General features: G+C 70.9%; 18 protein-coding genes and 1 pseudogene. 10 read left to right on the top strand and 9 right to left on the bottom strand.

The genetic code is table 11. The annotated features are described in order from the left end of the window. Window positions 1-27: 27 nt before the first annotated feature. Window positions 28-1,551, bottom strand: a complete 1,524-nt coding sequence (dop, locus tag M1P99_RS22195) for a depupylase/deamidase Dop (protein ID WP_369696568.1) — start codon at window positions 1,549-1,551, stop codon at window positions 28-30. A 725-nt stretch (window positions 1,552-2,276) separates the two neighbouring features. Between dop and M1P99_RS22190 the strand changes: the two genes are divergently transcribed. Next, complete coding sequence (locus tag M1P99_RS22190; RefSeq protein WP_304454505.1) at window positions 2,277-3,212, top strand: ferritin-like domain-containing protein; 936 nt, start codon at window positions 2,277-2,279, stop codon at window positions 3,210-3,212. Window positions 3,213-3,744: 532 nt separating this feature from the next. Here the strand turns inward: M1P99_RS22190 and M1P99_RS22185 are convergent. The 3 genes and pseudogenes from M1P99_RS22185 to M1P99_RS22175 form a co-directional block, all read right to left on the bottom strand. Further along, the gene (locus M1P99_RS22185; protein ID WP_304454504.1) at window positions 3,745-4,377 is read right to left on the bottom strand and encodes a class F sortase; all 633 of its coding nucleotides are present in this window, start codon (window positions 4,375-4,377) and stop codon (window positions 3,745-3,747) included. A gap of 86 nt (window positions 4,378-4,463) precedes the next feature. Then, window positions 4,464-5,231, bottom strand: coding sequence for a hypothetical protein (locus M1P99_RS22180; RefSeq protein ID WP_304454503.1), 768 nt, complete (start codon window positions 5,229-5,231; stop codon window positions 4,464-4,466). A 605-nt stretch (window positions 5,232-5,836) separates the two neighbouring features. Next, window positions 5,837-5,994, bottom strand: a pseudogene (locus M1P99_RS22175) (amino acid--tRNA ligase-related protein); the annotation flags it as partial. Between the two features lie 156 nt (window positions 5,995-6,150). Between M1P99_RS22175 and M1P99_RS22170 the strand changes: the two are divergent. Next, a complete protein-coding gene (locus tag M1P99_RS22170) occupies window positions 6,151-6,900 on the top strand; it encodes a CHRD domain-containing protein (protein ID WP_304454502.1) in 750 nt (249 codons plus the stop codon). A 31-nt stretch (window positions 6,901-6,931) separates the two neighbouring features. Then, window positions 6,932-7,615: a class F sortase gene (locus tag M1P99_RS22165; RefSeq protein WP_304454501.1), complete on the top strand. Its 684-nt coding sequence runs from the start codon at window positions 6,932-6,934 to the stop codon at window positions 7,613-7,615. A gap of 253 nt (window positions 7,616-7,868) precedes the next feature. Here M1P99_RS22165 and arc read toward each other — a convergent pair whose 3' ends face one another. Both arc and M1P99_RS22155 read right to left on the bottom strand, forming a co-directional pair. After that, window positions 7,869-9,638 carry a proteasome ATPase gene (arc, locus tag M1P99_RS22160; protein ID WP_304454500.1) on the bottom strand — a complete coding sequence of 590 codons (1,770 nt, stop codon included), beginning with the start codon at window positions 9,636-9,638 and terminating at the stop codon, window positions 7,869-7,871. A gap of 307 nt (window positions 9,639-9,945) precedes the next feature. Further along, complete coding sequence (locus M1P99_RS22155) at window positions 9,946-11,001, bottom strand: tRNA (adenine-N1)-methyltransferase (RefSeq protein ID WP_304454499.1); 1,056 nt, start codon at window positions 10,999-11,001, stop codon at window positions 9,946-9,948. 205 nt (window positions 11,002-11,206) lie between these two features. On the opposite strand from M1P99_RS22155, the gene ppgK reads away from it, so the two are divergent. After that, window positions 11,207-12,040, top strand: coding sequence for a polyphosphate--glucose phosphotransferase (gene ppgK, locus M1P99_RS22150; RefSeq protein WP_304454498.1), 834 nt, complete (start codon window positions 11,207-11,209; stop codon window positions 12,038-12,040). Window positions 12,041-12,304: 264 nt separating this feature from the next. Here the strand turns inward: ppgK and M1P99_RS22145 are convergent, their stop codons facing one another. Continuing rightward, complete coding sequence (locus tag M1P99_RS22145) at window positions 12,305-12,598, bottom strand: hypothetical protein (RefSeq protein ID WP_304455800.1); 294 nt, start codon at window positions 12,596-12,598, stop codon at window positions 12,305-12,307. A 254-nt stretch (window positions 12,599-12,852) separates the two neighbouring features. Here M1P99_RS22145 and M1P99_RS22140 point away from each other — a divergent pair, with 254 nt between their 5' ends. Both M1P99_RS22140 and M1P99_RS22135 read left to right on the top strand, forming a co-directional pair. Further along, window positions 12,853-14,166 (top strand): helix-turn-helix transcriptional regulator, encoded by a 1,314-nt coding sequence (locus M1P99_RS22140; RefSeq protein ID WP_304454497.1) that lies wholly within the window; start codon window positions 12,853-12,855, stop codon window positions 14,164-14,166. A gap of 32 nt (window positions 14,167-14,198) precedes the next feature. After that, window positions 14,199-14,672, top strand: a complete 474-nt coding sequence (locus M1P99_RS22135) for a hypothetical protein (protein WP_304454496.1) — start codon at window positions 14,199-14,201, stop codon at window positions 14,670-14,672. 29 nt (window positions 14,673-14,701) lie between these two features. Here the strand turns inward: M1P99_RS22135 and M1P99_RS22130 are convergent, their stop codons facing one another. Beyond that, the gene (locus M1P99_RS22130; RefSeq protein ID WP_304454495.1) at window positions 14,702-15,853 is read right to left on the bottom strand and encodes a site-2 protease family protein; all 1,152 of its coding nucleotides are present in this window, start codon (window positions 15,851-15,853) and stop codon (window positions 14,702-14,704) included. Window positions 15,854-15,936: 83 nt separating this feature from the next. On the opposite strand from M1P99_RS22130, the gene M1P99_RS22125 reads away from it, so the two are divergent. The 4 genes from M1P99_RS22125 (at window position 15,937) to M1P99_RS22110 (ending at window position 19,507) form a co-directional block, all read left to right on the top strand. Further along, window positions 15,937-16,749, top strand: coding sequence for a PD-(D/E)XK nuclease family protein (locus M1P99_RS22125; protein ID WP_304454494.1), 813 nt, complete (start codon window positions 15,937-15,939; stop codon window positions 16,747-16,749). A gap of 38 nt (window positions 16,750-16,787) precedes the next feature. Beyond that, complete coding sequence (locus M1P99_RS22120; RefSeq protein ID WP_304454493.1) at window positions 16,788-17,489, top strand: response regulator transcription factor; 702 nt, start codon at window positions 16,788-16,790, stop codon at window positions 17,487-17,489. Window positions 17,490-17,708: 219 nt separating this feature from the next. Further along, the gene (locus M1P99_RS22115; protein WP_304454492.1) at window positions 17,709-19,139 is read left to right on the top strand and encodes a threonine/serine exporter ThrE family protein; all 1,431 of its coding nucleotides are present in this window, start codon (window positions 17,709-17,711) and stop codon (window positions 19,137-19,139) included. A 179-nt stretch (window positions 19,140-19,318) separates the two neighbouring features. Next, entirely contained in the window at window positions 19,319-19,507 is a 189-nt protein-coding gene (locus tag M1P99_RS22110) for a DUF5999 family protein (RefSeq protein WP_053617630.1), read from the top strand. Between the two features lie 237 nt (window positions 19,508-19,744). Here M1P99_RS22110 and M1P99_RS22105 read toward each other — a convergent pair whose 3' ends face one another. After that, the gene (locus M1P99_RS22105; RefSeq protein ID WP_304454491.1) at window positions 19,745-21,001 is read right to left on the bottom strand and encodes a tetratricopeptide repeat protein; all 1,257 of its coding nucleotides are present in this window, start codon (window positions 20,999-21,001) and stop codon (window positions 19,745-19,747) included.

The following is a 21,001-nucleotide window of genomic DNA, read 5'->3' as shown; positions in this document are numbered from 1 at the left end:
CTGATCACACCAGTTACCAAACAGGCCCTAGCCCCGACCGGAGCCCGTGAGCACCGCGACCAGGTCGGCCGCCGTCGGCGAGTTGTCCAGCAGGGCGCCCACGTGCTCCTTGGTGCCCCGGGTCGGTTCCAGGGTGGGGACCCGCTGCAGGGAGTCGTAGCCCGGCAGGTCGAAGATCACCGAGTCCCAGGAGGCCGCCGCGACCTCGTCGGCGTACTTGGCCAGGCAGCGGCCGCGGAAGTAGGCCCGGGTGTCCTCCGGCGGCTCGGTGACCGCGCGCTGGACCTGCCGCTCCTCCAGCAGGCGCGTCATGCGCCCGCGCGAGGCCATGCGGTTGTAGATCCCCTTGTCCGCCCGCACGTCCGAGTACTGCAGGTCCACCAGCTGCAGGCGCGGGTGCGACCAGTCCAGGGAGTCGCGCGAGCGGTAGCCCTCCAGCACCTTGAGCTTGGTCACCCAGTCCAGCTCACCGGACAGGCTCATCGGATCCGAACCCAGACGCGTCAGGACCGACTCCCAGCGGTCCAGCACGTCGGCGGTGTCGGGGTCCACGTCGGTGCCGAACCTGTCCTCGACGTACTTGCGCGCCTGGTCCAGGTACTCGCCCTGCAGCTCCAGCGCCGTCATGCGCCGCCCGTCGCGCAGCCGGACCCGGTGGGTCAGGCCGGGGTCGTGCGAGACCGCCCGCAGGTCGGCCACCGGGGTCTCCAGCGACAGGTCCACGCTGAGGAACCCGTCCTCGATCATCGACAGCACCAGTGCCGTACTGCCCAGCTTCAGGTACGTGGACAGCTCGCTCATGTTGGCGTCGCCGATGATCACGTGCAGCCGGCGGTACCGGTCCGGGTCGGAGTGGGGCTCATCGCGCGTGTTGATGATGGGGCGCTTGAGCGTGGTCTCCAACCCCACCTCGACCTCGAAGAAGTCCGCGCGCTGGGAGATCTGGAACCCCGACCCCTGCCCGTCCGCGCCGATGCCGACCTTGCCCGCCCCGCACACGACCTGCCGCGAGACGAAGAAGGGGATCAGGTGCCGCACGATGTCGCCGAACGGCGTCGACCGGCTCATCAGGTAGTTCTCGTGACAACCGTAGGAGGCGCCCTTGTTGTCGGTGTTGTTCTTGTACAGCTGGATCGGCTCGATGCCCGGTGTGGCGCTCGCGCGAGCCGCCGCGTCGGCCATCACCCGCTCCCCGGCCTTGTCCCACAGGACCGCGTCCATCGGGTTGGTGACCTCGGGCGCCGAGTACTCCGGGTGAGCGTGGTCGACGTACAGCCGCGCACCGTTGGTGAGGATGACGTTGGCCAGCCCCAGGTCCTCGTCGGTGAGCTGCGTGGGGTCGGCGACCTCACGCGCCAGATCGAACCCGCGGGCGTCGCGCAGCGGGTTCTCCTCCTCGAAGTCCCACCGGGCACGCCGGGCCCGGGCAGCGGACGCCGCCAGATAGGCGTTCACCACCTGGGTGGAGGTGACCATCGCGTTGGCCCCGGGGTTGCCGGGAACGGAGATCCCGTATTCGGTCTCGATACCCATAATCCGCCGCACACTCATGATGAGAGGTTATCCGCCGGGGACCGGTCTTGAACGTTTCGGCGCCGATTGTGGCTCAAGTGCCGTCTTCTTGGGCGTTTCGTCCCCGCGCCCCCAGATCCCTTTTTCTCGCAGGTCGGACGGGCTTGGTCCGAATCCCGGAACGACACGCCCCAGGCGGGGGCCGAAGGTCGGTACCGGACCCGACGCCGCCCGCGAACGCAGGCCGTGACCAGGGCGTGGACGGCTCGGGGCACGGACGGCCCGGGGCCCGGCCTCCGGGGCCGCCACGTCCGTGCGAGCCCACGGAATCGGGCCGCCCCGCCGCCCGGCACGGCGAAGGCCTTCGAGTGCCACGGACACGAGCGCCACGGTGCACTCCACGACCCCTCACAGTCACGGGGCCGCTGTCGTGCTCAAGGGGTGACGACCAGGCGAGCCGCTCTCTCCGCCCATACCGGGCTCCGACTCCGAGGCCGGAGGCGAACCTCCGTCAGAGGGGTCTGGCCCGAACTCCACCCAGGAGAATACCTGAGTGTTACTGTCTGACTACCCAATGTCACGAGAATGGGTTCCGGCAACCCTTCCTCGAACATGCGAACCATCCATGACACCTCTCCCTGATCCACAGGATCGACGGTGGCCACGGCCCGCGCGGCCGCAGCCACCGCCCATCAGGGAGGGGACGAACGCGCTGCGAGACGGGATGTGCACCGCCACGCGGCAACCGACAGCAAAGAGGACACGTGTTCAACAAGGCATTCATCAGGAACGCGATCGACCGGAGCGCCGAGAACGGCGTCGACCGCCGCCGACTCTTCCGGGCGGCGGGCGCGGCAGGCCTGGGGGTCGGCGCCACTGGACTCCTGGGCACCATGCCCGCCTCCGCTGAAGAGGAGGGTTCCGGCGGTCCCAGTGACGCCGCCATCCTGAACTTCGCTCTCAACCTGGAGTATCTCGAAGCCGAGTTCTACCTGAGGGCGGTCACCGGTGAGGGGCTGCCAGACCAGAGCATCGGCGGCAAGGGCTACGTCGGTGAGGTGTCGGGTGGCCGCAAGGTGGCCTTCAAGACCAAGCTGGTGCGCCAGTACGCCGAGGAGATCGCCGCTGACGAGCGCGCCCACGTGGACTTCCTCCGCGGCGCCCTCGGGTCCGCGGCCGTCGCCCGGCCGACCATCGACATCGACGCGGCCTTCACCGCCGCTGCACAGGCCGCCGGTCTGATCCAGCCCGGTCAGCGGTTCGACGCCTACGCCAACGAGGACAACTTCCTTCTGGCGGCCTACATCTTCGAGGATGTCGGCGTCACCGCCTACAAGGGTGCGGCCCCGCTCGTGGACAACAAGACGTTCCTGGAGGCGGCGGCCGGAATCCTGGCCGTCGAGGCCTACCACGCGGCGAACATCCGCGTCGCGCTGCTGGCCCGTGGGCTGGAGGCCCAGTCCCTGGCCATCTCCGACGCGCGCGACAGCCTCGACGGTGACGCCGACCTCGACCAGGGCGTCGTCAACGGTTCGGGTGGGGCCAACATCGTTCCGACCGACCAGAACGGCATCGCGTTCAGCCGCAGTGCCGGACAGGTGCTCAACATCGTCTACCTGACGCCGGACCAGGCCACCTCCGGCGGCTTCTTCCCCGACGGTGTGAACGGGTCCATCAACCAGAGCGGCGACAACGGCTAGCCACCATGCCGTTCAGTGGAGGGATAGGGGGCGGGCGAACCATCTCCGTTCCGGACCACTGAATACACACGCAAGGGGTCTCCTGGCGCGACGACCGCACCCCACACCGGCCGCATCCGGAGATCCCCTTACTGGACCGTCGTTTCGTTCCGGGTTTATTGAGGACTCCGATGAACCCGGAACGACACACTTTTCCGACTTCCGTGAGACCGATCGTCTGACGCCCAGGTCCGCCACCATCCAGGTGGAGCGGTACACCGATCTCCACACCACCGCATACTGGCCATCTCATTGAGAATCGGCGGGTCACTCATACGGTTGCGCGCATCTGCTGCAGATAGCCCAGTTCCTCGCGGACGGAGCAGCCGGTCGCGGATCCTGGTCCTGACGGTACCCAGCGGCACCTGCAAACGTTCGGCGAGCTGCCGATGGGTTGAACCGTCATAGAACGCAAGGGTGAGGGCGCGGGTCCTCGTCCCGGTCGGCCTGAACACCGGCCGACGATCTGTCGCGGGCAGCACACGCTCGGGGTTCAGGACTCCCGGGTCAGCTTCGCGTAGACCACGGTGTTGTTCCGGTAGCTGCGCGTGTCCTCGTCGAACCGGCCGCCGCACGTGATCAGCCGCAGTTCGGCAACGCCGCCGGTGGGTCCGTAGACCCGTTCGGTCGGGAAGTCGTCCTTGGGGTACTGCTCGACCGCGTACACGGTGAAGACGGCCGTGGTCCCGTCGGTGCGCTCGACCCGGACCGTGTCCCCGGATTCGAGTTCCTCCAGGCGGTGGAACACGGCCGGTGCGGTCCGCGAGTCGACGTGGCCGCCGATGACCGCCGGGCCCGCCTGCCCCGGCGAGGGCCCGTGCTCGTACCAGCCCACCGCAGCGTAGTCGCGGGGTGCCTCGATCTCCCCGTCCCGTTGCAGTCCCAACCGGACCAGGCCGTTGACGTCCACGTCGATCGCCCCGATCTCCAGCCCTACCGGCTCGGAGTGCGGTAGCGCCCGCGCGAGTGCTTCCGGTGGGGGCGGGGAGTGGCGCGTCCGTGATTCCACTCCGGTGCTCCGCTGGGTCTGGACGCTGTCGCTCACCGGTGGAGCCGTGTCCTCGTCCGGGGCCAGGGCCAGCGCCATGAGCAGGACTCCCCCGGTCGCGGCCACGGTGATGGCCACCGCAGGAGCCCTGCGGCGGCCACCCGTGGCACGTGTCCCCTCAGCGCTCATCGACCGAGCCCGTGGACGGCGCGTGCCCGCTCATGTCAGTGTCCCTGGACCATGCGCCGACGGACCAGGAACCCCGCACCCGCACCGGCCGCGGCCAGCAGGGCCGCACCGGAACCGAGCATCAGGGCGTCAGGCCCCTGGGATCCGGTGCCGCCGCCGCCAGCGGCCATACCGCCCTCGGGCGCCGGCGTGAGCCTGCCGCACGTGGACGGGTCGGTGGCCTCAGCGGGCAGCTCCGGGTCCAGGTCGCTCTCGCCACCGCCGTCCATGTCGTACTCGCCGTTGCCGTTGTAGTCCAGACCGTGCTGGACGATCACTGCCTCACCGGCCCTGATCGAGGAGGCCACGTCCTCGGGAACCTCGAAGGTCCGGTGGTAGGAGACGCTCCCGTCGGCCTCGGCGGCAGGGAAGCGCTCGACCGCCAGGGCGCTGTCGGGCGAGGTGTCGCCCTCGGTGGTCAACGAGGTCTTGATCCCCCCGTAGGAGGGCTGCCCCTCGGTGGTGCTGAGGCGGTCGTCGTCCTCGATGTCGTCAGCGGCGTCCGGGCCCGGGCACATGTTCGTGCCGCCGATGTGGAAGTGCTGGGCGTGCGGCTGCTCGGCCAGCAACCCGGACGACTCGATCTCGACGGTGACACTGGTGCCCTCGATCATCACCGTGGAGGTGCCCCGGGCGCCGGAGTCGTTGAGCGCGCTGAGATCGGCGTGCAGCGTCATCGACTCCTCGGCCGAGGCCGGGGCCGCGGCGGTGAGCACACCGATGGGCAGAGCGAACGCCAGCAGGGCCAGCTTCCCGTTCTTCATGGATCCTCCCTCGAAACAGCCCCGACTCCAGTGTGGAACCAGGGCGGTGAGATGAGCGTCCCGGCCACATACCCCCACTAAAAACGCCACATACTTCATTATCCAGAACATGGAATCTTCTTTGCCCCCCAGAAACTCAAAACTCCATGAACCGTATATCTCCCTTAGGTCAAATCTCCCCTGACCTCCGGGGCGATTTCCCGCCCCTCGGGGCCACATGGAGAACCCGATCAGTAAATGGGGCAGCACCAGAACCCGGCTTCGTTGAATGGTGAACCATTCGACCCCAGGTCGAACTCTTGTCCGAAGGCCGCCCTGGTACGCAGAGACCATGCGCGGCGTTCCGGTAGATCTACCTTCAGGTAGAAATAATCCGCTACTGCACTGGCGTCCGGAGTGGGATCCGCGAAGCTCCATTCCTGATCCAATCTCAGATTGGACTGTTGCTGAACTGCATCGATATTTCCGAGTTGATGGAGCCGCTGGTATTACGCGAGTACGTGCACAATCGATACCGCCTCGCTCCTGATCAAGACGATCAGTGTGTGTCCCGACTTCGTGGGTGACACACAACGGGCACCAGGGCTCTCATCCCACTGGTTCTCGTTCCCGGCTGGCTTCACGGTCGGTAAGAGCACGGTCTCTCGGATGTTCCTGCAGGTGAAGGAGGGCGGTCGATGCCGACTCCGACGCCGACGGGCGGCGGCATGCCGTCCTCGAACGCCTGAAGGAGGTCCTCATCGAGCTGCATGGCTTCGGGGTCCTGCCTGTCCCGTCGGCCGCTGCTTCCCCACGTAACCGACATCCGAGATCTTTTCCCCATCCCGACCAAACCGCCCCTCCCACAGCCCCGAATGCAGGTTAGGAGCCTCAAAGAAGCGTGTGGCCACACGCGCTCCCGCGCACGAAAGGAACGACAGTGAAGACCAGAAAGCTCGCACCGCTCACCATCGCCCTGCCGCTCGGCCTCTCGATGGGGCTGTTCGCGGCCACGCCCGCCAGTGCCGCGGAGACGTGGACCTTCCAGGGCAACCTCGGCCAGCTCAACGACTCCGGAACCAGTGGTCAGGCCTGGGTGGAGATCGAAGGCAACACCGCCGACATCACCGTCAACGTCAACGGTGCTGTGGCCGGCTCGCCGCACGCCCAGCACATCCACATCGGCGGCCAGGGCGTCTGCCCGACCATGGACGCCGACGAGGACGGTGACGGCATCCTCTCCACCCCGGAGGGCCAGGACTCCTACGGCCAGGTCAAGGTCTCCCTCACCACGGAGGGCGACACCGGCGCGGACAGCGCGCTGGCTGTGGACCGCATGCCCAGCGGAGACAGCTACACCTACGAGCGCACCGTCGAACTGCCCGACGACGTTGTCCAGGACATCAGCGACGGGAATGCCTCCGTCGTCGTGCACGGCATCGACGCCAACGGCGACGGTGAGTACAGCGGCGACGCCACGAGCCCGCTGAACGAGGAACTGCCGCTGGAGGCCACCGCCCCGGCGGCCTGCGGCGAACTGCAGCTCAGTCCGCAGGAGGGCATGGACACCGGCAAGGGCGGCATGGCCGACCAGGGCACGAACGCCGGCCTGGTGGGTCTCAGCGGCGCGCTGGCGGCCACAGCCGCGGGCGGCTTCGTCCTCGCCCGGCGTCTGCGCCACAACAGCTGATCGGTAGACGGAACGAGGAGGGGCGGTCCCTATGACCGAGAGCGCGTATCAGTCACGGCCTCGGCCGGGCGGCCGTCGCGGCACCAGTGTCGCGACGGCCGCGGGGGCGATCGCCTTGCTCGCCGTGCTGGCCGCCGGATGCGGGCAGACGCCCGCTACCGGCGGCCAGCCGAGCCCGGAGGCGTCGGCGTCCCCACCCAGTGCTGCCTCCAGTGATGCGGTCGATACTGCCGGGGAGGGCGATACCGAGACACTGCCCCGTTCGGCGCCGACCGGTCTGCAGATCCCCGCCATCGGCGTCGACACGAGCCAGACCGTCGCGTTGGGCACCCAGGAGAACGGGCAGATCGAGGTGCCAGAGGGCGACAGCACCGTCGGCTGGTACGAGGGCGGCCCCACACCGGGTGAGTTCGGCCCCGCCCTGATGGGCGCCCACGTCGATTCCGAGTCCGGGCCCGCGCTGTTCTACAGGCTCGCCGACCTCACCGGTGGCGAGGAGGTGCGGGTGGTCCGCGAGGACGGCGTGACCGCTGTGTTCACCGTCTACTCCGTCGAGCAGTACCCCAAGGACGCGTTCCCCACGCGCAAGGTCTACGCGCCCACCGAGCACCGGGCCGAACTGCGCCTGGTCACCTGCGGCGGCACCTTCGACGAGGAGACCGGCCACTACCGGGACAACATCGTCGCCTACGCCAGCATGACGGGTGTGGCATGACCTGACGGGGAACGGTGGCCATCTGGGATCATGCGTCGCCGCCTCGTCCGCCCGCGAGCAGGAACCGCGGGCGCCAGTGCGTCCACCCCTGGGACGGGCACTGGCCGCAGAGAACGGCTGGGATCGCTCATGGCCCATCCGATCCTCAGGATTCCGCCACCACCCCGCCATCACGGGGCCCAGAAACAACCGGCACGAAGAGGGGCCGACCGGAAGTCCGGTCGGCCCCTCAAGGCGCTCGCAGAGTGCGTTCCTACAGGTACTGACCCGTGTTGGCGACGGTGTCGATGCTGCGCCCGGCGTCGGCGCCCTTCTTGCCGGTCACCAGGGTCCGGATGTAGACGATGCGCTCGCCCTTCTTACCGGAGATGCGTGCCCAGTCGTCGGGGTTGGTGGTGTTGGGCAGGTCCTCGTTCTCACTGAACTCGTCGACGCAGGCCTGCAGCAGGTGCGAGACCCGGATGCCCTTGGCCTGGGCGTCGATGAAGTCCTTGATGGCCATCTTCTTCGCCCGCGAGACGATGTTCTCGATCATCGCGCCGGAGTTGAAGTCCTTGAAGTACAGGACCTCCTTGTCCCCGTTGGCGTAGGTCACCTCCAGGAACCGGTTCTCCTCGCCCTCGGTGTACATCCGTTCCACGACCCGCTGGATCATGGCGTCCACGGTGGCCTTGGCGGAGCCGCCGTGCTCGGCCAGGTCCTCGTCGTGCAGCGGCAGGTCGGGAGTGATGTACTTGCCGAAGATGTCGCGGGCCGCCTCCGCGTCGGGCCGCTCGATCTTGATCTTGACGTCCAGACGGCCGGGCCGCAGGATCGCCGGGTCGATCATGTCCTCGCGGTTGGAGGCGCCGATGACGATGACGTTCTCCAGCCCTTCGACACCGTCGATCTCACTGAGCAGCTGCGGCACGATCGTGTTCTCCACGTCGGAGGACACGCCCGAGCCGCGGGTGCGGAAGATCGAGTCCATCTCGTCGAAGAACACGATGACGGGCGTACCCTCGGAGGCCTTCTCCCGTGCCCGCTGGAAGACCAGGCGGATGTGCCGCTCGGTCTCACCCACGTACTTGTTGAGCAGCTCCGGGCCCTTGATGTTGAGGAAGAAGCTCTTGCCCACGTCACGGCCGGTCCGCTCGGAGACCTGCTTGGCCAGGGAGTTGGCGACCGCCTTGGCGATGAGCGTCTTGCCGCACCCGGGGGGCCCGTACAGCAGCACGCCCTTGGGCGGGCGCAGCTGGTGCTCGTAGAACAACTCCTTGTAAAGGTAGGGCAGTTCGACCGCGTCGCGGATCATCTCGATTTGTCCCGACAGGCCACCGATGTCGGTGTAGGCGATGTCGGGGACCTCTTCGAGGATGAGTTCCTCGACCTCGGACTTGGGGATGCGCTCGTAGACATAGCCCGAACGCGGCTCCAACAGCAGCGAGTCGCCGGGTCGGACCGCTTCGTCCCGCAGCGGCTCGGCCAGGCGTACGATCCGCTCCTCGTCGTGGTGGGAGATCACCAGCGCGCGCTCGCCGTCCTCAAGGATCTCCTTGAGCATGACGACCTCGCCGACGGTCTCGAACGACTCCACCTCGACGACGTTGAACGCCTCGTTGAGCATGACCTCCTGCCCCGGACGCAGGGCGTCCAGGTCAACGGAGGGACTGACGTTCACCCGCATCTTGCGACCGTTGGTGAAGATCTCGACGGTCTCATCCTCGCGCGACCCCAGGTAGACGCCGAACCCGGACGGCGGTTGCGCCAGCCGGTCGACCTCCTCCTTCAGTGCCACGATCTGTTCGCGCGCCTCCTTGAGAGTGGAGACGAGCCGCTCATTCTGTCCGTTCGCAGCGGCGAGGTTGGCCTGGGCCTCCCTCAACCGCTCCTCCAGAAGGCGTACATGTCGGGGCGAATCGGCGAGCTTACGCCGAACCACGCTGAGTTCCTTTTCCATGTAAGAGACCTGTGCCGTGAGTTCAGCGACTTCACGGTCCTGGTCGCTCTGACGCTCGTCGTCGCGCTCGGCCACGTCCGCCACCTCCCTATGAGAAGGACGACTACTCGGGAGCCTACCTACCCCCGCCCAATTCCTAACCTCCCAGTGGTGAGGAGTGTCCTAGCCCTCATTCAGAGGTCTTGCATCTGACCAGGTCACAGTGGTACCGGATGACCCGACGTAATGAGAAAGTAACCTCCGTGTCTGGTTCCGGGCAAGCCCGACGCGCCCTCCAGCGCACGCGCCCCGGCGCACGCCACCGGGCCGGGGAGCACACGGCGAAGCCCGCCCGGGCCGGGCCCGGGCGGGCTTTCGCGCTCTCCTCGACGGCCGGGAGGCCGACCGGCGGCTACCGGGCGTCGCCGTCCGACCCCGCGTCAGGTGTGGCCGCATCCGGCCCCGTCGGCTCGGCGGGCGCGGCGGGCTCGGTCGGCGTGGCCGCATCCGGCTCCGTCGGCGCCACGGGCGCGACCGCCGCCGGCGCCGCCCCGGCCGTCGCCGTGCCGGCCTCGGCACCGGCGCGGCCGTCACGCTCCCGCACGGGAGTGAAGTCCTTGCCGTAGGCCCCCTTGGCCGGCCGGCGCCGGCGCTCGGGCGCCTCGGCCCCGTCCGCCAGGCGCCGCGCGACCACCAGGAACCCGGTGTGCCCGATCATGCGGTGGTCCGGGCGCACCGCCAGGCCCTCCACGTGCCAGGTGCGCAGCATCGTCTCCCACGAGCGCGGCTCGTAGAAGCGCGGGTCCTCGCGCATCTCCTCCACCACGCGCGAGAGCTGGGTGGTGGTGGCGACGTAACAGCACACCAGACCCCCCGGGATCAGCGCCCCGGCCACCGCGTCCAGGCACTCCCAGGGCGCGAGCATGTCCAGGAAGACCCGGTCCACCTCGGTCTCGTCCAGGGACTCCACCAGATCGCCGACGGTGAGCTTCCAGGCCGGGTGCGGCCCGCCGTGGAAACGCTCCACGTTCTTGCGGGCGATCTCCGCGAAGTCGGCCCGGCGCTCGTAGGAGTGCACCATGCCCTGCTCGCCGACCGCTCGCAGCAGCCAGTTGGACATCGCCCCCGAACCGGCTCCGGCCTCCACCACGCGCGCGCCGGGGAAGATGTCCGCCTCCACGAGCACCTGAGCGGCGTCCTTGGGGTAGACGATGGTCGCGCCGCGCTTCATCGACAGCGTGTAGTCGATCAGGAGCGGGCGCAGCGCCACGTAGGACGTGCCGGTGTTGGAGCGCACCACGCTCCCCTCGGGCTGACCGATCAGGTCGGCGTGGTCGACCTTGCCCTTGTGCGAGTGGAACGTACCGCCCTCGCTCAGCGTGATGGTGTGCATGCGACCCTTGGGGTCGGTCAACTGCACGGTGTCGCCGTCGGTGAAGGGGCCGCGGCGCCCATGAATACCGGTCAACGTCGCTCTCGTCTTCCCACGTCGCAATTGGTCGGGCCGACCGCCCAGCGTATCGGTCCGCCACCACCCGGCGTACCGGTCCGGGGCCCGCCGCGGACGCCCCGGCCCCGAACACGTGCGAAAGTCCGCGCGCCAGGGCAGGATCGGGCCGTGGGACGCGCGAGCGCCCCTTCGGCACACGAGGACCAACGGGAGACGACGACCCATGTCACAGCTGACCACGGGGCTGGGAATCGACATCGGCGGCAGCGGCATCAAGGGAGCCCCGGTCGACCTCGCCGCCGGCGAGTTCCTGCAGGAGCGCCTGAAGATCCTCACCCCCGAGCACGCCACCCCCGCCGCCGTAGCCGAGATCGTCGGCCGCATCGCGGAGCACTTCCCCGTCGCCGAGGGCGCCCCCCTGGGCGTCACCTTCCCCGGCGTGGTCCAGAACGGCATCGTGCACACCGCCGCCAACCTGCACGGTCACTGGGTGGGCACCGACGCCCGCGCCCTGTTCGCCGAGGCCACCGGGCGCGAGGTGCGCGTCCTCAACGACGCCGACGCCGCGGCCCTGGCCGAGGCCCGCTACGGCGCGGCCAAGGGGGTGCGCGGCGTCGTTCTGATGACGACCCTGGGCACGGGGATCGGTACCGCACTGGTCGTCGACGGCCGCCTGGTGCCCAACACCGAGTTCGGCCACCTGGAGATCGACGGCCACGACGCCGAGAGCCGCGCCTCCTCCGGCGCCAAGGAACGCGAGGGCCTCTCCTACCACGAGTGGGCGACCAAGCGCCTGCACCGCTACTACCGGGTCCTGGAGGACCTGCTCTGGCCGGACCTGATCGTCGTCGGCGGCGGAGTGAGCCGCAAGGCCGACAAGTTCCTCCCCCACGTGGACATCCGCACGCCCATCGTGGCGGCGTCGCTGCGCAACTCCGCGGGCATCGTCGGCGCCGCGCTGGCCGCCGCACAGGACGCGGAGCGGGACGCGGGCCCGGACGGGGAGCGGCGGGCCGCCCGGGACGCGGCCGCGGGGGCGGCGGACGGCCCCACCTGAACCCCGCACGCCCGGACGGGGCCGGGGCGCGGCCCGAGGGGCACCAGGGGTCGGAGTGCCGCTCGGGCCGCCGGGGGGAGAGGACGGGCGGGACCGGACACGGCCCCGTGCAGAGGGAGACTGGGTTTCGGGGAAGGCCCAGGCCCCGCCCGTCGCCTGGGCGCGGACACAACACGCGCCCGTCCAGGGGTGAGCCCGACGGCTCGGGTTCAGGGAACGCCGGCAGTGGTCATCGCGCACCGGCCACGGCGGGGTCGAGCAGGGTCACGCCGCATCGGACGCGCCGTCACAGGAGGACAGGGCACCGGCGATCCGCCGGGCGGCCTCCCCCGTCCGGGTGACCGGGGACAACGGGACCCCCGCCAACGGAGCGGGCACGCCGTCCTGGAGCGGCCAGCGCATCCACCACCACAGACCACCGCGGTGCGGCCTCAGCAGCGCGCGCTGCGGACGAGTGCTCGGTCCGGCCTCGACCACACCCGAGGTCCGATCCTCGCGCACCTCCACGCCTCGCGAGCGCAGTTCCGCGGCCAGGCCGCGCAGAGCTCCGCCGACCAGTCTCCCGCGGTCGGCACCGTCGGCGGCGGTGTCCGCGCCGCGCCCGAACCCGGCCGGACCCGGTTTCCCCAGCGGTGGGGTCTCAACGGTCACCGGACCTCCCTTCCCCATGCGTTCCCGTGCGACCGGGGACCAACGTCCCCTGAACTCTGCCGCATCAGAGGGGCGCGGACGCGACGGTATGCGGATCACGCATCACGCCTTCTTTTTGACACATAGCCACCAAGGGCGTCCGGAATCCCTAATCTAAGCTCATGCCCCAACGAGACGGCGTTCCTCCACCCGACCTGTGGTCGCGACCCCGCATCGCGGCCGCCCTGGCCACCTGTGACATGGCGACGGTCATCGAAGGCGTGCGCAGCGCACGCGGATGGTCCCAGGGCGAACTCGCCCGCGCGGTCGACTACTCCCAGAGCTGGGTCTCCCGGGTGGTCAACGGCCAGCAGTCCCTCACGGTGAGCCAGGTGCACGACCTCGCCCAGAGGCTCGGCATCCCCCTGCACCTGCTCCGGTTCGGCGGCCAGACCCCGCCGGACGGCGCCGCCCCCAAGGAGGTGGACCCCACGAGACGCCGCGACTTCGGACGGGTCGTCGCCGCGGGAGCGCTCATGACGGCCACCACCCCGCGCGTCGCCCCCGCCCACTCCCGCCACGCGGTCAACGAGACCACCGCGCCCGCACTGCGCTCCATCACCGGCGGCCAGCGCCGCATGGACGCCACCTCCTCCGCCCGCCACCTGCTGCCCAGCGCGGTGGCGCACGTGCATCTGACCGAGCAGATGCTCGCGAACGCGCGCGGGACGCCCTTCCTCGCACCCGTCAGCGCCGCCGCCAGCGAGGCCTCCGGCTTCGCCGCCTGGCTGCACGCCGACCAGGGCGACGTGGGCTCGGCCCGCATGCACTACCGCACCGCCGTCGTCCGCGCCCGCCAGACCGGCATCCGCCTGCTCGACGTCTACATGCTCGGTTCCCTGGCCGCCTTCGAGATCGACACCGCGGAGGACCCCGAACTCGGCCTCGGGCTCGTCCGGGAGGCCGAACACGTCCTGGGCGGCACCGCCCACCCCACCGCCAACGCCTGGCTGGCCTGCGTGGGCGCCCTGGCCCACGCCGGGATCGGCGACCGCTCCGCCGCCGCGCAGGCCCTGCGCCGAGCCGAGCGCGAGGTCACCAGGCCCGGCAACTGCGACCCGCCCTGGCCGTGGGTGTTCGCCTTCGACGAGCCCAAGGTCGCCGGCTACCGCGCGCTCGTCGACGTACGGCTACGGCGCCCGCACGACGCCCGCCAGGCCTTCGCCGAGGCCTTCGCCCCCTCCACCGCCGGCGCCAAGCAGGCCGCCGTGCTCCAGATCGAACTGGCCTCGGCCCACGCCGACGCCGGCGACGTCGACGAAGCGTTCCGACTGGCCCAGGAAGCACTCACCACCGGTGTGGAGTTCGGATCCGAACGCGTCATGGGCCGCGTGCGCGGTTTCCGGCGCCGCTACACCGGCCCCTACGCCGCCTGCGTCCGAGAACTCGACGAACGCCTGACCTCGCTCATGACCGGATTCTCCGCCTGTGGGTAGAAACGCGTCGAGCAGAACACCAGGGAGGTTTCGTGATCCGTATCGGCATCACCGGGCACCGCGGCCTGACGCCGGGCCTCGACACCGCCATCGCGGACATGATCACCGCACACCTGGCGCCCTACGGCTGTGACCTGGTGGGACTGTCCTGCCTGGCCGACGGCGCCGACACCGTCTTCGCCGAGGCCGTCCTGGCCGCCGGCGCCCCACTGGAGGCCATCGTCCCCGCCGCCGGCTACCGGGAGGCCCTCCCGAAGGAACACCACCCCGCCTACGACCGGCTCCTCGCGCGCGCCGTCCGGGTCCACCGGTTACCCCACCAGGTCTCCACCTCCGACGCGCACATGGCCGCCGGACGCCACCTGGTCGACCACTGCGACCTCCTCGTCGCCGTCTGGGACGGCGAGCCCGCCCGCGGCCCCGGCGGCACCGCCGACGTCGTGGCCTACGCGCGCTCGCTCTCACGCCCGGTCCGCGTCCTGTGGCCCCAGGGCGCCCGCCGCTGACCCCGCCGGGCCCCGCCCGGGGCCCGCGCTCAGGCCCCGTTCATCGCGGCGTTGACGTCCATCGCCCGCAACACACCGACGACACCGCCGTCCTCCTCCACCACGAGGTACTCCGGCAGCGGACGACGCGAGAGCGCCTCCATCAACGCCTCGCCCTCCAAAGCCACCGGCACCACCGATTCGCGCGTCACCGCGCGCGCCACACTCGACACCGGCACCCAGGACCGGCGCGCCTCCGTGATGGCCCGGGCCGCCGACGGATGCACGATCGACACCGGCGTCCCCGCGGAGTCCGTCACCACCACCGCCTCGGCGCCGGCCGCCTCCGCCCGCCGCTCGGCCTCCGCCAACGGGGTGTCGGAGACCACCGAGACCGACCGCCGCACCAGATCCCTGGCCCTGAGCCCGGGAACCCGCGCACGCAGCCGGGCGCTCTTGAGCGCCTCGGACGCCCCCATCCACATGAACCCGCCCAGCACCACACCCCACACGATCGCCCACGGCCCCGGCGTACTGCCCGCCGACGCGGCGAACAGCCACGGCAGTGACACGACCACCAGCGCCAGCACCCGACCGCCCCAGGCCGCCACCACGCTCCCGGTGTAGGCGCGCCCGGTCACCTTCCACACAGCCGCCCGCAGCAGCCGCCCACCGTCCAACGGCAGCCCCGGCAGCAGGTTGAACACACCCACCAGCAGATTGGCCACCCACAGCTGGAACAGGAGCTCACCCGTGACACTGAACGGCGGGGCCAGCGACGCCAGGCCGAACCCGCCCACGGCCAGCAGCAGCGACAGCGCCGGCCCGGAGAACGCGATCCAGAACTCCCGGCCCGGCGTGGGCGCCTCCCGCTCGATCTCCGAGACCCCGCCCAGCACGTACAGGACGATGCGCCGTACGGGTAGCCCGTACATCCGCGCCACCACCGAGTGCGCCAACTCATGGACCAGCACCGACGCGTACAACAGGACCGCGAAGACGAACGCCAACAGGTAGGCCGACGGCCCCAGCGCCAGCCGCGTCTGCACGACGCCGCCGTAGACCAGCGTGATCAGGACGGCCACGATCCACCACGACGACGTGACGTAGACCGGAACACCGAAGGGCCGCCCCAGCAGTAACCCGGGCTTCTTCGAGCGTCCGGCGGGGCGGGGCGAGGCGGGGTCACTTCCGTTCGTCACGCCCTCAGCCTATGGGGCCCGCCCCGGGCCCCGCCCGCCTGACGGCGTCCCCGGATGTCACGGCCCTCTCGTAGGCTCGGACCATGAGCTCCGTGCCCCTGCCGACCGCGCTGTCGCCCTCCCGCGCCGCCGACTTCCTGCAGTGCCCACTGCTGTTCCGCTTCCGCACCATCGACCGCATCCCGGAAGCGCCCAGCGCGGCCGCCACCCGCGGCACGCTCGTCCACGCCTGCCTGGAACGCCTCTACGAACTCCCCGCCGAGACGCGCACCGCCCGCACCGCCGTCGCGCTCGTCACCCCGCAGTGGGACCGGCTCCGCGCCAAGCGGCCCGAACTGGAGGAGATGTTCGCCGACGACGCCGAACGCGACACCTGGCTGGAGTCCGCCCGCGACCTCGTGCGCCGCTACTTCGACCTGGAGAACCCCACCGCCCTGGAGCCCCGCGAACGCGAGATGGCGCTCAAGGTCGCCCTGCCCACCGGACTGAACCTGCGCGGCTACGTCGACCGCCTCGACGTCGCGCCCTCCGGCCAGATCCGGGTCGTGGACTACAAGACCGGCAAGTCCCCGCACCCCCGCTTCGAGGACAAGGCCAAGTTCCAGGTCTACTTCTACGCCGTCATGATCTGGCGCGACCTCGGTGTCGTCCCCACCCGCCTCCAACTCGTCTACCTCGGCGGCGAGGGTGCCGTGCGCTGGTACGACCCCACCGAGGACGAACTGCGCGCCGTCGAGACCGAGATCACCGACATCTGGGCGCGCATCGAGGCCGCGGGCCGCACCGGCGAGTGGGCGCCCCGCCGCAGCAAGCTCTGCGGCTGGTGCGACCACCAGGCGATCTGCCCGGAGTTCGGCGGCACGCCCCCGCCACTCCCCACGGCACCGACCGCCTGACCCCACCCGTCGCCCGCAGATAGGGCACAATCGCCCCTGTGCCCGTCTCAGTGCTGCTCGTCGACGACCAACCGCTCGTCCGCGCCGGATTCCGGCTGATCCTCGAATCGGCCCCCCACCTGTCCGTCGTGGGCGAGGCCTCCGACGGCGAGCAGGCGGTCCACGCGGTGCGGAGCCTGCTGCCCGACGTCGTGCTCATGGACCTGCGCATGAACGGAACCGACGGCGTGGAGGCCACACGCCGCATCACCTCCTGGGCGCGCGACGGCGGCCACCGAGTCCACGTCCTGGCCCTGACCACCTTCGACCTCGACGAGTACGTCGTCGAGGTCCTGCGCGCCGGAGCGACCGGGTTCCTGCTCAAGGACGCCCCGCCCACCGAGCTGATCGCCGCCGTGGAGGTCGTCGCCGACGGCGCCGCCGTCATCGCCCCCAACGTCCTACGGCGCCTCCTGGACCGGTACGCCCCCCTGCTGCCCGCGCAGACCCCTGCCGCCCCCGCGCTGCCCGACCCCCTCACCGACCGCGAACGCGAGGTCCTGCGGCTGATCGCACGCGGCTGGTCCAACACCGAGATCGCCGAGCACCTCGTCCTGGGCGAGACCACCGTCAAGTCCCACCTGGGCCGCATCCTCGCCAAACTCGGGCTGCGCGACCGCGTCCAAGCGGTCGTCCACGCCTACGAGACCGGCCTCGTCCGCCCCGGCGCGGACCCGCAGGCCCCCCGGACCCACCCGTGACACCGCGCCCGCGGGCCGGCGGCGCACCCGCCGGGACACCCCCGGCGCGTCGTTGTCGGACACCGCCGCGCCTTGACAGGATGATCCGGTGACCGAGTTCACCGGTGCCCGGTACAGCAGCAGGCGAACCCCGGCCCCGCTCACCGCGTCCCCTCTGGGGTCTTGAACATTCGCACTGGCCGACGCGGGGCGCAGGCGGGGAGGGAACGGAGTTCAGCGATGCCGGACAAGCGGGGGCGGCCGGTTCCGCCGAGCGAGGACCGCATGCTCAGCCGCATGCGGGACTGGCGCGCGGCGCACGAACGCGAGCTGACGCCCGACGGCTTCGACGAGGAGGAGGACGTCGCCCTCCCCGACGGCCGGGCCATGGACCTGGTCCTGCGCGTCGGCGAGCTGATGCTCGCCAGCGGCGAGGGCACCGAAGCCGTGAGCGAGGCGATGCTCAGCCTCTCCGTCGCCTTCGAACTGCCGCGCTCGGAGGTCTCGGTCACCTTCACCACCATCACCCTGTCCACCCACCCCGGCGGTGACCACCCGCCGGTGACCGGTGAACGCGTGGTGCGGCGGCGCACGCTGGACTACTTCCGCGTCAACGAACTGCACACCCTCGTGCAGCAGTCGGCGCTGGGCCTGCTGGAGCTGGAGGACGCCGCCGCGCGGCTCACCCAGATCCGGCGCGCCCGCATGCCCTACCCCAACTGGATGATCGCCATCGGCTTCGGCCTGATCGCCTCCAGTGCCAGTGTCATGATGGGCGGCGGCCTGATCGTGGCCGCGGCCGCGTTCCTGGCCACGGTCCTCGGCGACCGCACCTCGGTGTTCCTCGCCCGGCGCGGAGTCGCCGAGTTCTACCAGATGGTCGCCGCGGCCGCCGTGGCCGCCACCATCGGTGTCGGGCTGCTGTGGGTGAGCTCCGAGCTCGCACTCGGCCTCCAGGCTGGAGCGATCATCACCGGCAACATCATGGCGCTGCTGCCCGGACGCCCGCTGGTCTCCAGCATCCAGGACGGCATCAGCGGCAGCTACGTCTCCTCGGCCGCCCGCCTGCTGGAGACGTTCTTCATCCTGGGCGCCATCGTCACGGGTGTGGCCGCCGTCGCCTACACCGCCCAGCAGATCGGCGTGGCCATCGACCTGGAGAGCCTGCCCTCGGCCGGCACCTCCATGGAACCGCTCGTCCTCGTGGGCGCCGCGGGCATCGCCATGGCCTTCGCGATCTCCCTGGCCGTCCCGCCCAAGATGCTGCCCGCCATCGGCGTCCTCGGCGTGATGATCTGGTTGATCTACGCCTGGTTGCGCAGCGCCACCGACGTGCCCGCCGTCGTCGGCACGGTCGCCGGCGCGATCGCCGTGGGCGTGGTCGGCCACTGGCTCGCCCGCTACACGCGCCGACCGGTCCTGCCCTACCTGGTGCCGTCCATCGCCCCTCTGCTGCCCGGCAGCATCCTCTACCGGGGCCTGATCGAGATCACTCAGGGAACGGCCGTCTACGGGCTCCTCAGCCTCGTGGAGGCGGTCATGGTGGCCCTGGCCCTGGGCGCCGGCGTCAACCTCGGCGGCGAGCTCGTCCGCGCCTTCCAGCACGGCGGCCTGGCCGGAGCGGGCATGCGCGGACGACCGGCGGCACGCCGGACACGCGGTGCGTACTGAGTCCTTTTTCCACCGGCTCGGAACCGGAGCGAACCAACCCCGGCCAGGGCGTATCTCACTGGTTGAGAGCGAACGACGACGGTGAGGCCACCAGATCCGGCTCAAACCGCAGCAGCATGTGAAATGAGCCACTACTCTTGGCCTCAGCTCAGTGTCGAGCACGGAAGAAAGGCCATCCCATGTGTAGCCACGAACCTCCCTGTCCGTCCTTCGAGGACACCGACCGCGAAGCCGCGCGCGTCGTCTCCAGCCACCCCGAACAGGGATGGAGCCTGCTCTGCAACGGCGTCGTCCTATTCGACGACACCGGCGAGCTTCTCCCCGACGGGGCGGTTGTCGCCCCGCACCGGCCGCACGTGGCGGCCTGAAGGGCTCCTCGGCCCACCAGCGGTGTACACCGCCCCCCACGGGCCGGATCCGGAGGCCCCCGCACAACGGGGCCCCGCGCCGGCGGCGCCGTTCAGGGCGGCGGCGGACGGCGGGACGGTGGCGTCCCCACCCTCCCGAAGCACCCGCCGACGCGATGGCGGGCGACGGGCGACGCCCGGGCCGTGCCGACCCGGGCGTCGCCCCGCTGAGCGGCCCGCCCCAAGGGGGCCGCCCGCTCAGCCCTGCTCGGGCCAGCCGTCCGGCAGCACGTCCTCCCCGCCCATCGCCGCGCGCAGGCGCCGCCGGAAGTCGGCGTGCACGTCCGCGCCCCACACGAGTTGGCTCGGCGTGCGCAGGGCCTCTTCCATGGCCGCGCGCAGCACGGCCGGACGGGACTCGCCCTCCGCCACCGGCACCGCCAGCAGCGCGTGCATCTGTGTGACGACCGCGAACAGCTCCCCCGCCAGGACGGGCGCGCTCGACGTGGCGACCGCCTCCTCCAGATAGCGGTCCCACCACGGCTCGGCCGCCTCCTCGGACCCTTCGTCCTCCTCCGCAGGCGGCGCGATGGCGCGGCGCAGCCGCCGGCGCACGGCGTCCGCGGTCTCCGGGTCCCGGTCCGCCAGGCCGGCCTGCCATGCGCGTTCGGCGGCCTCGGGCTCGCCCCGCAGGGCCAGGAGCCCGGCCAGGAGTTCCACAGCGGCCCCGGAGACCCCCGGTTCCGCGGCGGGCCCCTCCCGGTCGTGTCCGGACGGCTCCACGACCGCACCGAGATCGCCGATGGCGTGCTCGAGGTGGGCCGCGGCCCGCAGCAGGCGCAGGCCCGGGTCGTCGGCGACCGCGAGCCCGCGTTCGACGGCGGCGGCCGCGGCACCGGGCATCCCCCGCTCCAGCAGACGCCCGGCGAGATCGCGCGAGGCCTCCACGACGGTCTCGGCGTGCAGGCGGCTGATCGGCTCCGGACCGGACGGCAGGGTGAGCGCGCGCTCCCAGTCCTCCTGGGCCCCGGCGGAGTCGCCGCGTGCCTCGGCGGCCCTGGCCAGACCGTAGCGGGCGATGGCGGCGTAGCCCGGCCCACCCAGGTCCAGCAGGCGTTCCCACACGCGTGCGGCCTCGGCGGGTTCCCCGTCCTGCTCCAGGGAGAGGGCCAGGTGGTAGGCGGCGCGCGGGGCGTAGCGGGAGTCCCCGGTGGCCAGGGCCCGGCGTGCGGCGGCGCGGGACGCCGGCGCGTCGCCCCGCCGGTCCTGGACCACCGCCAGTCCGAGCAGCGCGCGGGCCTGCACGGCGGGATGGGGGTTGGCCGCCACGGCCTGCTCGTAGAGCTTGGCGGAGCGTTTGAGGTGGCCGTTCTCTGCGAGGTCCTGGGCCTGGTCGCACAGCGCCGCCGCGTCGAGACCGGACGGCACCTCCTGCTCCGGCGCGTCCTCGGGATCGGTCGCCTCGGGGGCTTCGGCGGGGCCAGAGCGTGCGGCACGTCCGGACGTCGTGGTCAT

The organism is Nocardiopsis sp. YSL2, from assembly GCF_030555055.1.
In the GTDB taxonomy this organism is placed as follows: domain Bacteria; phylum Actinomycetota; class Actinomycetes; order Streptosporangiales; family Streptosporangiaceae; genus Nocardiopsis.
Note: the sequence above shows the minus strand (reverse complement) of the source record. Positions and strands in the feature narration are given on the sequence as shown.

What these genes read in the sequence shown, in the direction of transcription:
- dop (WP_369696568.1), bottom strand. Translation starts at nt 1,551, where the DNA reads ATGAGTGTGCGGCGGATTATGGGTATCGAGACCGAATACGGGATCTCC.
- M1P99_RS22180 (WP_304454503.1), bottom strand. Translation starts at nt 5,231, where the DNA reads ATGAAGAACGGGAAGCTGGCCCTGCTGGCGTTCGCTCTGCCCATCGGT.
- M1P99_RS22125 (WP_304454494.1), top strand. Translation starts at nt 15,937, where the DNA reads ATGAGCTCCGTGCCCCTGCCGACCGCGCTGTCGCCCTCCCGCGCCGCC.
- M1P99_RS22165 (WP_304454501.1), top strand. Translation starts at nt 6,932, where the DNA reads ATGACCGAGAGCGCGTATCAGTCACGGCCTCGGCCGGGCGGCCGTCGC.
- M1P99_RS22105 (WP_304454491.1), bottom strand. Translation starts at nt 21,001, where the DNA reads ATGACCACGACGTCCGGACGTGCCGCACGCTCTGGCCCCGCCGAAGCC.
- M1P99_RS22115 (WP_304454492.1), top strand. Translation starts at nt 17,709, where the DNA reads ATGCCGGACAAGCGGGGGCGGCCGGTTCCGCCGAGCGAGGACCGCATG.
- ppgK (WP_304454498.1), top strand. Translation starts at nt 11,207, where the DNA reads ATGTCACAGCTGACCACGGGGCTGGGAATCGACATCGGCGGCAGCGGC.
- M1P99_RS22110 (WP_053617630.1), top strand. Translation starts at nt 19,319, where the DNA reads ATGTGTAGCCACGAACCTCCCTGTCCGTCCTTCGAGGACACCGACCGC.
- M1P99_RS22140 (WP_304454497.1), top strand. Translation starts at nt 12,853, where the DNA reads ATGCCCCAACGAGACGGCGTTCCTCCACCCGACCTGTGGTCGCGACCC.